Source organism: Aestuariivivens sediminis, assembly GCF_022662105.1.
GTDB classification, from domain to species: domain Bacteria; phylum Bacteroidota; class Bacteroidia; order Flavobacteriales; family Flavobacteriaceae; genus Aestuariivivens; species Aestuariivivens sediminis.
On record NZ_JAKMCP010000002.1, the window covers coordinates 19,699 to 36,587 of the forward strand.

General features: G+C 36.0%; 15 protein-coding genes and 1 tRNA gene. 3 read left to right on the forward strand and 13 right to left on the reverse strand.

The window, feature by feature from the left end; genetic code table 11:
- The first annotated feature begins 36 nt into the window (after positions 1 to 36).
- A complete protein-coding gene (locus tag MR054_RS04505; protein ID WP_242156383.1) occupies positions 37 to 1,299 on the forward strand; it encodes a T9SS type A sorting domain-containing protein in 1,263 nt (420 codons plus the stop codon).
- Positions 1,300 to 1,674: 375 nt separating this feature from the next.
- Positions 1,675 to 2,184, forward strand: coding sequence for a nuclear transport factor 2 family protein (locus MR054_RS04510; RefSeq protein WP_242156384.1), 510 nt, complete (start codon positions 1,675 to 1,677; stop codon positions 2,182 to 2,184).
- 377 nt (positions 2,185 to 2,561) lie between these two features.
- Here MR054_RS04510 and MR054_RS04515 read toward each other — a convergent pair whose 3' ends face one another.
- The 8 genes from MR054_RS04515 to MR054_RS04550 all read right to left on the reverse strand — a co-directional run bounded on the left by MR054_RS04515 (position 2,562) and on the right by MR054_RS04550 (position 10,262).
- Positions 2,562 to 3,275 carry a DUF6090 family protein gene (locus MR054_RS04515; protein ID WP_242156385.1) on the reverse strand — a complete coding sequence of 238 codons (714 nt, stop codon included), beginning with the start codon at positions 3,273 to 3,275 and terminating at the stop codon, positions 2,562 to 2,564.
- A gap of 194 nt (positions 3,276 to 3,469) precedes the next feature.
- A complete protein-coding gene (locus MR054_RS04520; RefSeq protein ID WP_242156386.1) occupies positions 3,470 to 4,246 on the reverse strand; it encodes a DUF6090 family protein in 777 nt (258 codons plus the stop codon).
- A 162-nt stretch (positions 4,247 to 4,408) separates the two neighbouring features.
- On the reverse strand, positions 4,409 to 5,149 hold the full coding sequence (locus tag MR054_RS04525; protein WP_242156387.1) for a DUF6090 family protein: 741 nt from the start codon (positions 5,147 to 5,149) through the stop codon (positions 4,409 to 4,411).
- A 161-nt stretch (positions 5,150 to 5,310) separates the two neighbouring features.
- Entirely contained in the window at positions 5,311 to 6,183 is an 873-nt protein-coding gene (locus MR054_RS04530; RefSeq protein ID WP_242156388.1) for an alpha/beta hydrolase, read from the reverse strand.
- 837 nt (positions 6,184 to 7,020) lie between these two features.
- Positions 7,021 to 7,093, reverse strand: a tRNA-Met gene (locus MR054_RS04535).
- A 61-nt stretch (positions 7,094 to 7,154) separates the two neighbouring features.
- Positions 7,155 to 7,337, reverse strand: coding sequence for a CPXCG motif-containing cysteine-rich protein (locus MR054_RS04540; RefSeq protein ID WP_242157376.1), 183 nt, complete (start codon positions 7,335 to 7,337; stop codon positions 7,155 to 7,157).
- An 87-nt stretch (positions 7,338 to 7,424) separates the two neighbouring features.
- A complete protein-coding gene (locus MR054_RS04545) occupies positions 7,425 to 8,255 on the reverse strand; it encodes a Two component regulator three Y domain protein (RefSeq protein WP_242156389.1) in 831 nt (276 codons plus the stop codon).
- Positions 8,256 to 8,351: 96 nt separating this feature from the next.
- Positions 8,352 to 10,262, reverse strand: coding sequence for an ABC-F family ATP-binding cassette domain-containing protein (locus MR054_RS04550; protein ID WP_242156390.1), 1,911 nt, complete (start codon positions 10,260 to 10,262; stop codon positions 8,352 to 8,354).
- A gap of 124 nt (positions 10,263 to 10,386) precedes the next feature.
- On the opposite strand from MR054_RS04550, the gene MR054_RS04555 reads away from it, so the two are divergent.
- Positions 10,387 to 10,770 carry a DUF983 domain-containing protein gene (locus MR054_RS04555; RefSeq protein ID WP_242082449.1) on the forward strand — a complete coding sequence of 128 codons (384 nt, stop codon included), beginning with the start codon at positions 10,387 to 10,389 and terminating at the stop codon, positions 10,768 to 10,770.
- Positions 10,771 to 10,905: 135 nt separating this feature from the next.
- Here MR054_RS04555 and MR054_RS04560 read toward each other — a convergent pair whose 3' ends face one another.
- From MR054_RS04560 to porK, 5 genes are all read right to left on the reverse strand, one after another.
- Positions 10,906 to 11,952, reverse strand: a complete 1,047-nt coding sequence (locus MR054_RS04560) for an NAD(P)/FAD-dependent oxidoreductase (protein ID WP_242156391.1) — start codon at positions 11,950 to 11,952, stop codon at positions 10,906 to 10,908.
- 222 nt (positions 11,953 to 12,174) lie between these two features.
- Positions 12,175 to 13,065 carry a type IX secretion system ring subunit PorN/GldN gene (gene porN, locus MR054_RS04565; RefSeq protein ID WP_242082452.1) on the reverse strand — a complete coding sequence of 297 codons (891 nt, stop codon included), beginning with the start codon at positions 13,063 to 13,065 and terminating at the stop codon, positions 12,175 to 12,177.
- Positions 13,066 to 13,164: 99 nt separating this feature from the next.
- Positions 13,165 to 14,724, reverse strand: coding sequence for a type IX secretion system motor protein PorM/GldM (gene porM / locus MR054_RS04570; RefSeq protein ID WP_242082453.1), 1,560 nt, complete (start codon positions 14,722 to 14,724; stop codon positions 13,165 to 13,167).
- Between the two features lie 51 nt (positions 14,725 to 14,775).
- Entirely contained in the window at positions 14,776 to 15,411 is a 636-nt protein-coding gene (porL, locus tag MR054_RS04575) for a type IX secretion system motor protein PorL/GldL (RefSeq protein ID WP_242082454.1), read from the reverse strand.
- A gap of 77 nt (positions 15,412 to 15,488) precedes the next feature.
- Positions 15,489 to 16,850, reverse strand: a complete 1,362-nt coding sequence (gene porK / locus MR054_RS04580) for a T9SS ring complex lipoprotein PorK/GldK (protein ID WP_476726644.1) — start codon at positions 16,848 to 16,850, stop codon at positions 15,489 to 15,491.
- Positions 16,851 to 16,889 lie beyond the last annotated feature (39 nt).

Genomic DNA, 16,889 nt, shown 5'->3' on the forward strand with positions numbered 1-16,889 from the left:
GATTGCCTTATTATTTATTCTATTACGTTATAAACTATGAGTAATAATTACTTTTTCCAGACCTTTATATTTTGCATTATTATAGGAACTATTTATGCACAAACTACCGCAATACCAGATGAAAATTTTGAACAAGCCCTGATAGATTTAAATATTGATTCAGACGGAATAATAAATGGAAGCGTAGCGACAGCTGATATTTCTGGTGTAACTTCATTAAGTGTAAATGCTAAGAATATTTCTGATTTAACCGGGATTGAAGACTTTTCAAGTTTAACCTATTTGTCATGTTTTTCAAACTCATTAACGACATTGAATGTTACTGAAAATGTAGTTTTATCTGTTTTAATTTGTCGAAATAATAGCCTAAGCACTTTAGATCTAAGTCAAAATACAAATTTGAGCGTTCTACACTGTTTTAATAACCAGTTAACGCGTTTAAACATTTCTCAAAACAGTGCTCTGGGAGATTTAAAATGCTATAACAATCAGTTAACCGAATTAGATGTATCTCAAATTACAGGAATGGGTGTTTTAAATTGCTCATACAATCAAATAGAAAGTTTAGATGTATCACAAATGCCCTATTTAGCCAATTTAGTATGTAATAACAATCAACTCACCGAACTGGACATTAGCCAAAATTCCGAGATAACAAATCTGAGCTGTGCATTCAATCAAATAACTTCATTGAATGTGAGTCAACAATTAAACTTAATGAACCTATACTGTAACGACAATTCACTTAATAGTTTAGTAATGGGTGAAAATAGTTTATTATCAATATTTTACTGCTTTAACAATCAGATATCTGAATTAGATGTTAGTTTAAATACGGGCTTACAATATTTTAGATGCTACAATAATGATTTATCTGTTTTGAACGTAAAAAACGGATTCAATTCACAAATCGCAATATTTGATGCTCAAAATAATCCGTCTTTAGAATGTATTCAAGTTGATGATGAAACAGCTGCCAATGCTTCTCAAGCCCCTTATACTAATTGGCTAAAAGATGTTACAGCAACATATGCTGAAGATTGTGGATATCTGGGCTTTAAAGATGACGTTTTGGAAGACACAATAACTTTGTACCCAAATCCCGTTACTAATACATTAACGATTGATTCTGTGGTGGAGCTTATTAAAGTAGAAATATATTCCACTTTGGGTATTAAAGTAAAAGAAATACTTTCAGGATTTGATGCTTTACCCATGAATGAATTAGCAAGCGGTATATATATAATAAGAATAGAATCTGAAATGGGATTTATCGCCAAGCAGTTGATTAAAAAATAAATTTAGAACGCTTTCTTTAAAATTTTATTGGAATCAAAATTGAAGAACCCATTTCTAAACCACCCCACCATTAAAATAATTTTTTTATATTTATAAGGTATTGAAAACTATTTTACACATTATTATTAGCCATTTAATGGCTAAAAAACACACGGTTTACATGTAACGTAGGAAACATTCCGGTATGTGTTCCATTTGGCACCATATTTTTTCTACATTTCACTCAGCTCTTAATGTCAACCCAATATTTCATAAAACATAAATAAAAGACATTGTACATAGGTCCGTTAACCCATTTTTAAAGGAGATCAATAATTAGACTTATAAAAGCTTTTAAAGATTATAAATTAATATTAACCAATTAAATTTAAAATTATGAGAATTAAATTAACCGTTTTAACAATTATGGCTTTTGGAACCATACTAAGCAGTTGTAAAGAAATTGAGGAAAAAACAGAGGTGAAAGTTGACCTTTTAAATGACGAATTTCCAGAAGCCAAAAAGGAAATAAACATGACCATAGACAGCATAGTACAGAGTGTAAGAGATGGGGACCTCGATAGATTAATTTCTTTTCATGCATATAGCCCTAAGTTTACGGAATTTAAAAATGGAGAAGTCCGAAATGGAGCTAAAGAAAATGAAGATTTTGAAAGAGGAGTTTTCGGTTCTGTTACAGAAATCTCAAAATTTGATATGAACAATACAAAAATTGCTGTTTATGGCGATATTGCCAATGTGACTACTCACACTGATTTTCATCTAAAATTTGGAGAAGATTCCGTTGTTGTAAATGACCAAATGACCCTACTATTTCTCAAAACTGATAATGGATGGAGAATAGTTCACGAACATCATTCCCCACTGAACAAAGCTGAGGAATAAAAACTAACTTTAAAATATTGTGAGTAAATATAGGATTAAATCGACATCTGTAATGATACGATGTGGAACACAATATATTAGTTTATTCATACTCTAAATAATTCATTACAAAAATAGAAAAGCCTCTAGATTCTCTGTAGGCTTCTTTGTAGCGGGAACTGGATCGATACGTTCCGATACCTCTTGAAACGTATCGGACCAGAATACCTTTATCAGTGACTTCATCAAAATAATTGATTTTGAAAAATCAACACCGCAATGGACCATCAGCTATCATAATGTGCAATTTGTGTGGGTGGGCAGTCAATAATATTTAATAAGAGCAATAAATCTCTTTTTTTAATGAGCTATTGATTATAGACATTGTTATGCTTTGGTTATTTTAGATTATCTATTTCCTTTTCAATTTCAATTCTCAAAGTATTATTTGAAGTAAGAGCCCTAGTAATAACATGAAAACAATATTTTTTGACATCTATTTGAAATTTAACAAGTTGCAAAAGATTGGTCGTAGCCATCCTTTCTTTAACTAGGGTTTCATCAACTAATTTGTTTTCATCCCAATCCAAATTCGATAGTACAAAAGGTACTATTCTATCATTGGTAAAGGTTTCACCAAATTCAGTAGAAGCACCTAAATCGTCATACACTCTTTCGTAATAGTTTGTCAAATTACTTTTTAGGCCCTCATTTTTAATTTCCGAAAACAGACCATTTGATTTCAACGTTGAATAAGCGTTATCACTCTCTAAAAAGTACATGTAATGGTCCAGATTATGCAGTATTGAATCTAACTTAATGTTGTTATAATGCCTGTTTGACAGTGCCTCCAGATATTGAAGGTGTTTATGTTCCATCTCTTCATAAATTTTCAAAGTTTCCTCATCTTGCTTCAAGTCATTTATAACTTGTCCAAGAGCTTTTTTGAGGGTTATGCTTTGTATTCTTTTCTCATTCCAGTTGTTAACTTGAAGTGCCAATAGAATTCCAATCATAACCAATATAATTTCTCCTATCGCATATTTTAGATATTTGGTGGTTTTACCTTCTGAAAGCAGTCGCTGACGAATTTGTCTGAAGAACTTAATCATGATTTGTATTTTTTATTTTCCCGCAAGCGGCTATCTCAACCAAAGGTCTGGCAGACCTTTGATTTTGCATTGCAAAATGGTGTTTTGATACTCTAAAGAATTTTATCATTGGTTATTGGTTAGTATTATTAAATAGATGCAATATATACCCAGTTTTTGATGAGCTATTGATCATAGTAGTTGTTGTGCTTTCGTTAGTTTTGTAATTCTTTTTCTATTTCTTTTATCAAGTTCTTAGCTTTAGAAACAACATCTTTATACCAATCTACTAATATCATATGTCTTATATAATTATGTTTGAAATGATTGCGACCACGGGTTGAATTGGCAAAGGCTATAACCAATTCGATATTGGTAATTGAATCTTGTCTCATTGGAAAATTTTTTGTGACTTTGCCCCCTCCAAACGTTTGCATTCTGTGGTTGCTAATTTCTATTGTTTTTTCCAAATCACTTAGCCAAGCACGTCGTTCATTAACATCTTGCCTATCATAAGCAGTTCGTTCTTTGGTCATATTGTCTATTCTTATGTAATAATCATTAATTTTTTCTGAGAGTTTATCAAATCCAACTAGCTTAGAGTTTCCTTCGTTTTGCATTTCTCTAAAGGTTCGAGTATTAATGTTAAAGGGCATATACCAACCACTTATACACTCCCATAATCTATCGACATCCTTATAGGTGTAATCGGTAGCGTTTAAAACCCATTTCTCATCAGCAATCATGTTATTTAAGAGCTTTATTGCTCTATTAAAACGGATGGTGTCCGTTTTTAAATCACTTTTAATCTCAATTAAGTAGTTTCTAGATTTTTTATTGGCCTTCCTAATCTCATTCCAATTATTAATCTGAAGGGCAATTAAAATACCAATCACTACTAAAACAATTTCACCGATAGCATATTTTAGATATTTAGTGGTTTTACCTTCTGAAAGTAGTCGCTGACGAATTTGCCTGAAGAACTTAATCATGATTTGTATTTTTTATTTTCCCGCAAGCGGCTATCTCAACCAAAGGTCTACCAGACCTTTGATTTTGCCTTGCAAAATGGTGTTTCGATAATCTAAAAAATTTTATCATTGGTTAGCTTACGTTTAATTTATTTTTTATGGATTTAATGAAGCTTTTTGACATTATATTTCTCGAAGTTGAGAAAGCAATTCATTTGTTTTTGTCTGTAATTTAGTATAATGTAATAACTCAAGTCTGTAGACATCTCCTTTAGTAATAATCAAAGAATTAAATTCTGTAGCGTGTTCAGTTTTAGAAATATTATTCCAAATTTCGCTTGCGGCTTTAGTATTATCTTTGATTAAATTGTTTCTAAATGAGAAAGGATATTTTCTTGAATAATTTATCAGGACGTTTCTGTATGATACAACAGATTCTGAGACATCTAAAATAGCACGCTCTTGCAAACTATTTACCTCTTTAAGTTTCTTCACTAGTTCATTTGAGAATAAACCAATATGCCCTGTAGAATTTAAAACTTCATAAGTATCTTTTAGGAAATTTCGATTAATATATATGGTGAAAAGATATTCATAACGAGCAATTTTTAGAATTGTATCTAAGGGGTTTTGAGAATTAGAAACTCTTTCTTCAAATTTTGCAATATTTCTTACATCAGTATTAATTTTACCTATTATCGAAGATATCGAAATACTGTCCATAACAAGGTTTTCTATTAAACTTTCCGTGTAAGCATTTTTTAATTTACTATTTTTTCTCTTTTCATTCCAGTTATTAATCTGAAGGGCTATCAAAATACCAATAACAACCAATACAATTTCTCCTATGGCATATTTTAGATATTTGGTGGTTTTACCTTCTGAAAGTAGTCGCTGACGAATTTGCCTGAAGAACTTAATCATGATTTGTATTTTTTATTTTCCCGCATGCGGCTATCTCAACCAAAGGTCTACCAGACCTTTGATTTTGCCTTGCAAAATGGTGTTTCGATAATCTAAAGAATTTTAGCATTGGCTATTGGTTAGTTTAATGAAGAATTGACAAAGTTTGCCAAAATCTACATTTAAGGAACAAAATCTTCAGAGACCGCCCATTCATAAAATCGTTCTATCCATTTGCTTGAAGGGAGTTCATTTTTGAAGATTCCAAAGCCATGACCTCCTTTGGAATACATATGGAGTTCAGTATTTAGACCTTGTTCAAGCCAGGAATTATAAAGTTGGATGGACCCAGGTGCCACCCCCAAATCGTCATTAGAAGCACATACAACAAACATTGGTGGAGCATCTTTAGGAGGTACTTGAACAGGCATAACTGTAGTCCAAGGGAATGCCGTTACTAAAAAATCAGGTTTGTTCTCTCCTGTAAAATTATATACCACTCCCATTGCAACCGCACCTCCAGCAGAAAAACCCATAAGTCCAATTTTGTCTGATTTAACACCAAATTTACTAGCATTACTGCGAACATGTGAAATAGCATTTAAACCGTCATTTATTGAAAATTGGATAACCTTAGATATCTCCTGTCCGATTTTGGCTGGATTGCTTTCTATTAATTTAAAAAGTTCAGCTACTCCATCCTCTCCTGTAGGCACTAACCGATATTTTAAAACAAAAACTGTAATCCCTTTATTATTAAGCCATTCAGCAATTTCCTTACCGTGAAGTTCAATATTCAAACCATAGAATCCACCTCCTGGAGCTATAATAACAGCAGTCCCATTTTTTAATTCTTCCGATGGTTGAAACACCTCTATAGTTGGACTAGAAACATTTGTAACTACCTTTGTTTGTAATATGTTGGAGAAATATTCTTTTTCGTTATTATGATAAACTATCTGTCCAGATGATTCTAATGGTAACTTTATGATATTCTGTGCAATTAAAACAAAAAAAGTATTAAGCAAAAGAAAGAAAGAAATGGATTTTTTCATCTTATATTTATGTTGGTTGGAATAATTAAATATACAACAAATTAACCACTAAGATTTTAGGTGGTTTTTAAGTAGTTTCCATCGTCTTGTTTTTCCCGTTTATAGCGGTACAGGGTTCTCGCCCAAACGGGTCATAACAAAAACGCCACCTTTTGGTGACGTTTTTCTTTCGATGCTCCCCCTGATATTGTTTTGTCGATCGAATTTAATAAGGAATTAAAGCGTTTTACCTTTTTTATGAAAGTAAATATAAAAATAATCGTATCGTTCTCTAGCGGTAATCCGCCTTCACATCATTCAGGACGGACAGGCTGGATTAACTCGCTTTGCTCGTTGGGCCTTTTGGAGGGGATTTTACAAGCAAAACCTGATGGCCATGCCATTGTCGGCTTTCTTTTCAAATAAGTAGGTGTAAGTAAAATGACTGGATTGCCGAATTAGCCTTCGGCTTTTCGGCGGACCAGAATGGGGGAGGCTTTACAAAGAAACCTAACGAGACTTTAATTACATAAATGGTGATGAGTGTCATTTTATGTGCTGCTGGATTGATTCGTCCCGATACCTCGGGACTCATCGGACCAGATGAGGGGTGGCTTTACAAAGAAAACCATTGCGCATAGCATTAGCTTTTTGGTGGTCTAAAATCTTAAACGCAATTTAATGCAGACTGGATTCATTTCCCTCACTTTTAGCTCGGGAAATGGACCAGATGAGGGGTGGCTTTACAAAGAAGCCTGAACAGCTTTGCTGTTTAAGGCTTTATTTTTTCTGCAAGTTGAAGTAAAACTTCACTTGCGACAAAAAGAAAAGCCTCCAGAAAATCTGGAGGCTTCTTTGTAGCGGGAACTGGACTCGAACCAGTGACCTTCGGGTTATGAGCCCGACGAGCTACCTACTGCTCTATCCCGCGATGTTGGACTGCAAATATACAACCCTTTTTAACTTTATCAAGAATAATATTAAAAAAATTATTACTGCCCAATACGATCCACCCGGAAGTCTGTTAATCTAAAATTCTGAAACCGAATTGTTATATTTATAGGGTTGCAACACACTTCACAGTCCTCAATGTAAGATTGCTCCGCCACTGAATGATCTATTAAAACAGATACCTCCTCCCAACAATAGGGGCAAATAAAATGATGCTCCACCATGATTGTAAAAATAAACAAAGTAGATGAAAATTTAATTCATCTACTTTGTTTAACTAACTAATTTACTCAAAAAAAACTAGGTGCTTATTACTCTTTTTCTATATCCATATTCGCGGTTGCATTCTGATTCTGCAATTCCATAAATATCATATCCGGCGGATTATTTCCGGACATACTGGTAAATTCATTGTTTAAATTATTATCGCTCACCATAATCGTGTTCAAGTGCGTCATGTTCATGAACTCTCCGGGTAAATCTCCGGTAAATTGGTTACTGGACAAGACTAATTCCTCTAAATTGGTCAATAAGGCGATTTCAACGGGAATTTCCCCGTCCATCTTATTATCGATGAGACTTAACTTTTCCAATTTTGACAAAGCATAAATCTGATTCGGAATCGTACCTGTTAAAAAGTTACTTCCTAACATCAACTCCTTTAAATTGGTTAATCCCATAAGGGACTCCGGTATGCTGCCGGAAAGCTTATTACTGTATAATTGCAAGGATTCCAATTTTGTTAACTCCCCTAATTCACTCGGGATATTACCTTCCAGTCTGTTCATAAAAAGCTCTAAAGAGGTCAACTCTTTTAAGTTTTTTATAGATGCCGGTATGGTTCCATGCAATTTATTAAACCCTAAATTGATTTTTCTTAAGGACGTTAATAGCCCGATTTCCTGAGGAAGGGTTCCTTCCAGGTTATTGAACCAGAGGTTCAGTTCAACGACTCTGTCATTTTCTACTTTTACACCATACCAGTTGTCGACAGTGGTCTCCAGGTTCCAGGTGGTATTCCATGTGCTCCCGTTTGTAGCCGTGTACAAGGCTATAAGTGCATCTTTATCGGTTTGTGAAACACCGGCAAATGTATGAAGGGAAATGAATAAGCAGGCAATAGTTAGCTTTAAGGTTTTCATGTCTGAATAAATTTGGGATTAATTCTCTACGAAAATAGCGCATTGGCAGCCTAAACACCATTTTATTCGACAAAATACATAAAACTTTAACACTTTCTAATCGACGAACTGCTCAATTTCCAGTTGAATATCCTCCCATTTTTGCATTAAATCCTGCAAATGGCTTTTCATTTTTTGATAATTATCGAAGAAATTTGGCTCGGAGGTTATGGCTTCATAATTAATTTCAAGCTCGAGATCAACGGCCTTTATCTCTTTTTCCAATTGACTAATCTTAGCCTCGACACTGCTTAATTTATTGTTAAGGGCCTTTAACCTTTTTTGCTCTTCATAAGACTGTTGCTGCTTTTTCTTAGGACTATCTTTTACGATGGTTCGCTTTTCAACTTCGCGCATATTTTCAACATTACGCGACTCCAAATAGTAGTCTATATCTCCCAAATATTCCTTGATCTTACGATCCTTGAACTCGTAAACCTTATTGGACAATCCCTGAAGGAAATCGCGATCGTGTGACACCAGAATTAAGGTTCCTTCATACCGTTTCAATGCTTCCTTAAGTACATTTTTAGAGGTCATATCGAGATGGTTGGTCGGTTCATCCATGATTAAAACGTTGAATGGCTGCAACATCAATTTAGCCAGTGCCAACCTATTACGTTCTCCTCCGGACAGCACTCTTACATATTTGTCCACCTCATCGCCTCTAAACAGGAATGATCCCAGAATATCCCTCACCCTACTCCTGTTGGTTTCGTTCGCCGCATCAATCATGGTATCCAAAACCGTTTTATTTCCATCTAAATACTCGGCCTGATTTTGAGCAAAATATCCCAACTGCACATTATGCCCCAACTTTAAATGACCGTTATGTTTTATTTCACCAACAATAATTTTTGCCAAAGTAGATTTACCTTGACCGTTTTGACCCACAAAGGCCGTTTTACTATCACGTTCTATAAGCAAATTCACGTCCTTTAAAACCTGATTATCACCATAGTTCTTGGAAATGTGATCGGCCTCAATGACTACTTTGCCCGGTATTACCGACACCGGAAAATTTAGGCGCATAGCACTTTGGTCATCTTCGTCCACCTCAATACGTTCAATCCGATCCAGTTTTTTTATTAGCGATTGTGCCATAGAAGCCTTGGAGGCCTTGGCCCTAAACTTTTCGATAAGCTTTTCGGTATGTTCTATTTGCTTTTGCTGGTTTTTTTGGGAGGCCAACTGCTGCGCCTTTAATTCTTCTCGCAATACCAAATACTTGGAATAGGGTTTGGGGTAATCATAAATACGTCCCAATGAAATTTCAATGGTTCTATTGGTGACATTATCAAGGAACATTCTGTCATGAGATACAATAACCACAGCTCCTGAATAATTTTTCAAAAAGCCTTCCAACCAAATAATGGATTCAATATCTAAATGGTTGGTGGGCTCGTCCAACAACAAGACATCATTATCCTCCAGTAACAATTTAGCCAATTCAATTCGCATGCGCCATCCACCGGAAAAGGTATCGGTAAGTTTATTAAAATCATCCCGTTTAAAACCCAGTCCTTGCAGAATTTTCTCGGTATTACCCTGATAATTATACCCTCCTAATATTTCGTATTGATGTTGCAATTCGTTAATATCAACCATAAGCTGATGGTAGCCTTCACTTTCATAATCGCTGCGTTCGGCCAATTGGGTATTGATGTTTTCCAACTCTGACTCTATCTGTTTAATGGCTTTGAAAGCTTCGTAAGACTCCTCCAAAACTGTTCTGCCATATTCGAAATCTATATCCTGCTTTAAAAACCCTATTTTAAGCGTCTTATCTGTTGCTATTTGACCCGTATCAGGTTCCATTTCTCGCGAAAGTATTCTCAGTAAGGTGGATTTCCCGGCTCCATTTTTACCAATAAGCCCCACGCGATCACCATTCCCTAATTTGAAGGTAAGGTCCTCAAACAGGTATTCCCCTTGAAACGATATTGATAAATTATGGATATTCATCATAAAAATGTAACTTTTATTACTTTACCTTTTATTTCAAAGCCTTAAATTTGCCTGCGCATTTTGTCTTATTAAGGTCATTGGGTATTATATTCTCTAAATGCGTTTGCAAAAATACATAAAATATATGTTTAGAAAAGGTAACAAACTGTATAGTATCCTTACCGGTGCGTGTCCCAAATGTCATGAAGAATCTATGTTTAAAAACAAAAATCCATATATACTTTCGGAAATTTTAGATATGTATGAAACCTGTTCCAACTGCGGTACAAAATACAAAATGGAACCCTCATTTTTTTACGGTTCTATGTACGTAAGCTATGCTGTTGGGATTGCCTTTGCTACGGCAGCATTCCTTATTTCCTTTTTTGTATTTAAAGCCAACATCCATATCGTTTTTATTTCAATAGTTAGCACTTTAATCGTCTTTCTGCCCATAATTATTAGAGTTTCCAGAAACATTTGGATTAACTTTTTCATGCATTACGACGAAACCCTGTCAAAACCCTAAGTTGAACCGAAAGACAACACTTATTTTATACACTAACAAATGGCGAGATGCCGGGAGAAACGCAGTACAGGGCATCCCAAGCTTACCTCTCAAATTTCAATTGTAGATCCTTAAACCTCTACTCCAAAAAGCAAGTTAACCCTCAGCAAACCGTTGAATATCAATCTCCTTTTCCAAAGGAATATCGTACGCAATGAAATCAAAAAGCTGTTTAGCTGCATATGGGCCTGTCATAACGCCTCTTGTACCCAGTCCATTTAACACATAAAGGTTCCTGTAATGGTTATGCCTACCAACCAACGGGCGACGATCCTTTACTGTGGGACGAATACCCGCGACCTGATCCACTATTTTAAATGGGCAGTTAATAAGTGTTTCTAATTTATCGATAAGTTCAAGTTTTGCATTTTCCGTAATCGCATTCGAGGTATCACCCCAATCATAAGTAGCCCCCACTAAATACTGATCCCGGTGTATAGGTATTAAAAATACGGGGCCTTTTAAAACAAAATCTATTTGTAATTCAGGCGCATGGATGGTTAATAGCTCTCCTTTTGTAGGCAATAGCGGTAAGGATTTAAAAAAAGGGTTTTTGCCCATGCCATAACCTTCGGTAAATACAACCTGTGTTGCCCTTATATGGCCATAAGCGACCTGTTTATCCGAAATTTGTAAGGTATCATACTGAAACGCATCTGCTATAAACAGGCCGTCCTGTATAAGTTCCTTTTTATAGGCCTCAACGAGGGTCTTTACAGCAATCCGACCTGTATGATTGACCCTTCCAAATCCAAAAGGTGCTTGAACCGATTTGTTATTATTTTTGATTAGCGTCGTTGAAAGGTATTTGCTCAATTCGGGTTTATCTGAAGCTGTAAACCAATTATTCTGTTCTTCCACGGACACGAATTTCCGATACACCGGTACCTGAGATATCAGTTTTATACCAAGCCGACGCTCTAAAACTTCATATTGGTCTTTCACTAATTTCAACTGCGCTTCGCTTTTCCAGACCGCTGTAAAGCGCTTAAGTACCACTGGATTATAGAGTCCGCCAGCGACTAAAGAGGATCTCTGGGACCCGTCATCAAAAACCACAAATGATTTTCTATGGGCTCTTAGCTGTTCACAAAAACTAATACCGGCCAAACCTATGCCAACAACGATATAATCTACATTCATGTTGCGAATATAGTGAGAATAAAGATGATCTGTAAATTCACATATGTGGTGCCGTTGGCTCTAGTTTTGATTTGATTCTTAGTTGGCAGGCACTTCATGTGCACCGGGCATGATACCCGCATAACCATAACATAACGTCATACCTCTGCACTCCATTAATGCCAGGAAATAAAAACGCCCACAACAAAGTGGGCGTTAATCTATTAGAAAACCTTATGTGTATTAGTAGGTCCACATATCAAGTTCGAAATCGCGTATTTTTGTTTTAATCCGATCGGACTCCAATAACTGCATCAATGCATTTTGGGCAATATACTCGTTTACTTTTCTATCCCCTTGAACATTTTCTTCAGCATAGATAATCGCATTAAAACGCCTTGAATTCAAGATATGATCAAAAGAAAACGGAATGGCACTATTTTCATTATTAAAGGCTTTGGCATCATGTAATACCTCTCTCGCATCTGGAAAGAATACCCAAAACAATTCAACCAAATCCGGATTTTCGTCATCGATGAAGTTCACGTCCGGTGCTACAGGAGCGATCCCCAGAAGGCGATATTTCATTTCAGCTTGTCGCTTGTCAAAATACCATAAGCCTACAATGCGATATTCCTGAATATTGGCTGCAGTGATATTCCTTCTATCGATATATTCTGCAGACAATTCCTCTCCGGCATTTAACTGCTCGATCCCTAACTCTGTGGTATCCACTTTTACTAAAGCCGCTTGAATATCCTTTAATGTACGCTTCGTTGTAAAATAAGAATCATCATAAATGTTTTCTATATTACCATTTTTGATATTTTTCATCAGTACATCGTATAACGATCTTCTATTGCTGCCAATATTATTAGTATCGATAGGATAGTATAGCGGAAAGTTTGCACGCTCGTCAAGAACAATTTTTTCCCATACTTTTTTTGAAAAAAGGATATCTCTATCGTCTACATAACCATAAGGTAAAGGTTCATCGTTATCGATAGCCTTTTGTGATTCTGTTCTTACGCCAATCTCATCCGGCGATTTCGCATTTAAAATATTTGCCTGAGCAAATACATGAGATGCGGCAAAAACAGTTATAACGGTTAATAAAAAACTTTTAAAATTCATGTGTTCTATTTTATATTTCACAATCCATCTTTGGGGCTGTGCCTAGCACAGGATTTGTAACAGCTATAACCATTAAAAGCTATAGCTGTTTCTATTCTATTAATTGGTAAGCTCTATAATTACAGGTGATACCTTTTTAAGTATAACGCTTACACCACTAGCCTTGGCTTCGATATCGAATATTTGTACATCCGATCCTCGTTTTGCCTTACGCAATGCACTTTTTGCTCTACTGTCCAGCTTATTACCGTTCACGTCTATAGTTGGCTGACCCGATACTTTAAATTTAAAGCCGGTAACGCGCAATGGCAATTCAAAGTCAAAATCATCAAACTTTGCACCAACGGTGGAAATTTCCAAACTCTGACGTTGCATTTTTGTCTGACCGTCTTCACCTCGAATCGTTCCAGTTGGTTTCGGTAAATCCTTAATTCTAAAGGTTGCATTATCGCTTGTCGTTTTACCGTCAGGTAATTTACCCGTAACATTAATGGTTACTTCTCTACCTTTAACTGTAGTGACATCCATGACGTATTTACTTCCACTCACTCGTGATAAACCTTGAGCGCTTGCTGAGACATTATTATCTGATATACCAGCAAAAGAAATGGTCATTGGGTTTTTAACGCCACGATATACCACATTCATTTTATCCGCTGAAATGGTGGCCGAATTAGGTCTCGGAACTGTAGCAAAGGATGATGCCACCGGAACTTCAATTTCATCACCGTCTTGAGCGAAAATTAATTTTCCTTCAATTTTATGCTCACCAGGATTTCCGGTACCTACATTCAATTTTACTTTACCATCTTCTATGGTATATTGTGATTCTGTTAATGGTCTGCCGTCTAAGGTTAATTCAACTCTATTGGGCTTGGTGGTAGCATCTTTTCTACCTAACACAATTTGACCATCAAAAGTTTCGCCATTAAAATAGGCCGATTTGGTGGTTTCCAACAAGGTGGTATAGTTGGTCATCGACACTTCACCAGTAAGGGTTCCTTGAAGCATGGTTGACATGACTTCCGATTCGGTTGTTTTAATGTCTGCCTGTAACTGTGTCATTTTGGTTAACGAAGCTACTAAAGGAAAGCCTTTATAATGGTGCTCTAACCAGTGAACAGTACCAGCTCCACGTTTTACAGGATCTGTTTTAAACTTATCCTTTACATCCTGGATAACTTCTTCCATACCTTCTTCGCCAGCCAGAACATTCACCACACCATCTCTAAAAGACGATATTTGATCCATAAACTCTTCACCGCCCGGCTTAAGCTTGTCTCCCTTAAAAAAGTTCTCATCCAGATAATCTCCTTTGTCCATGATTTCATAATCTGTAGGATCATCGACCGTACTAGACATTTTAGATTTTAAATCTTCCAGATACGCATTAAAGTTGGTCGCCAACTCTTTTATCTGAATAGCTTTCTCCTTTAACGGTTGGTATTTTTCTTTCTGATCTATTGCTTTTTGTTCCAGACTAGCAATAAATGCCGTATTTCGTTCGGTAGCCGCTTGATTGGACTCCGTCAATTTTTCGTTCATTAATCCGAAGGCAGAAAGGACTTCTTTTGACATATTTAAAGCAAGCATTGCTATAAATATTAAATACATCAAATTAATCATTTTCTGTCTTGGAGATAAATTTGCCTGTGCCATGTCTAATTAGGTTTTTGTTAATTAATCAATTAATTGGGGTCAAATCCCTAATTAGCTCTTGTTCATTGCAGATAACATACCTCCGTACACACCATTTAATGATGATAAGTTGGATGCTAAGGACTGCATTTGCTCTTTTAATTTAGCTGCATTCTCTACAGATTCTTCATTAATAGCCGCCTGTTTGTTAATACTTTCCAATTGTACTTTATACAAGCTGTTTAACGATTCCATTTGTGCCGCTGCCAAAGACAGCTCTTCGCCATATTTCTTTGTAGCCTGAATAGAATCTACAGTAGGAGAAATACTTTTAGCTGCACCTTCAAAATTCTTAATGCTATCGCCTAAACTCGTTAATAATTCACCATCTATTTTGGCTTCTTTTAATAACTCATCCAATTTTTTAGATAACAGACCTTGGGCGTCCTTAGGCTCTTTTTTGTTCGCCTCACCACCGGCTAATTCAGGGTATACCAACGACCAATCTAAATCGTCGTCTACCGGTTCGAAAGCTGAGATTGCAAATATAATTGCCTCAGTAACCAACCCAATGGTTAACATTACATTTCCTGTTAGCGGTCCAATTTCAAAATGAATAATTTTGAATAACGCTCCAACAATTACGATTGATGCTCCTAGACCATAAGCTAAATTCATAAACTTTTTACTTGCTCTTGACTGTGCCATAATTTTCGATTTTTAAATTTTAAGTATGAATACTTAAGTAGGTTAATTAATAGTGTTTATAATTGATTTGATTTATGTTACTTACCGTTTTTTGTCACTTTTGTCCCCATGTAATCCTGAACGGTTCTAAATCCTATATAACATCTTGCTGAATCCGCATATTCATAATCCCTTGTACTGACCTGTAAGAAATATGCAACGTCTTTCCAGGATCCTCCACGTACTACTTTACGTTGATTTTTGGTATCATTTACATTTGGATTAACCGTAGATACATATTCATAGGAACCGGGATCATAGGATGCATTTACCCATTCTGAAACATTCCCTGCCATATTATAAAGATTATAATCGTTAGGCTCATATGAGTCTGCCTCAACAGTATACAAGGCCTGATCTGCCGCATAATCACCTCTTACCGGCTTGAAGTTTGCCATGAAACACCCTCTGTCATTCTTTGCATAAGGTCCTCCCCAGGGGAATGTTGCTCCACGTAATCCGCCTCTTGCTGCATATTCCCACTCTGCTTCTGAAGGTAATCTGAATGCATTTACAAAATGGGCCCCTTTTCTACTTTTTTGATAGGCATTTTTGTTAAGCGTTCGCCATTGACAAAAGGCTTTTGCCTGTTTCCATGTTACACCGACAACGGGATAATCTCCATAGGCGTCATGCCAGAAGTAATCGTTGTGCATAGGCTCATTATAGGAGTATGAAAAATCCCTAATCCAGGTTGTGGTATCCGGATACACTTCAATATCCTCCTTCCTAATAACGTCCTTACGTGTTAAAGATCTATTTTTAGCTGCCTTTTGAATATCCATGTAAGTGTACTGGAACTTGAACTTTTTAACATCCCAGGTACGCTGTCCATTGTAAGATTCTTCTAGGGGCAAATACATGGTATCCATGACTTCGGAATAGTATTCGTCCGGATATTCGGCTGTATCGAATATTAAGTCTATGTCATGATTTAATTTGTATCCTTCATAAGGATCCTCTCCCAATCCGAAATAATTATCATGCATGTACTTTTCATAAGCGGTCATATTGGCTGTGTCCGCATCTTTGAATGCAAATTCTCCAATGCCACCGTCTTCTTGAGTTAAACCCACTTCATCTGCCAAAATGGCTAGCTTGGTTCTAATAATAGAATCCCTAACCCAATTCACAAATTGACGGTACTCACTGTTTGTTATTTCTGTCTCGTCCATGTAAAAGGCCCTAACGGTAACGGTTTTTGCAGGGGCATTTTCAACTCCTGCTAAATCATCATCGGCCTTACCCATGGTAAAAGCACCTCCCGGAACTAATTCCATACCATATGGCTTTTCCGGATGCCATTTCTTTCCTTTAACACCAACGAGCTCGCCTCTATCTTTAGAGCCACAACTGGCTATTAGTGTTAGTAATGTGGTTAATAATATAAACTTCTTCATATCCATGTAAACTCGAGGTTAATTATTCAGCTTAAATTT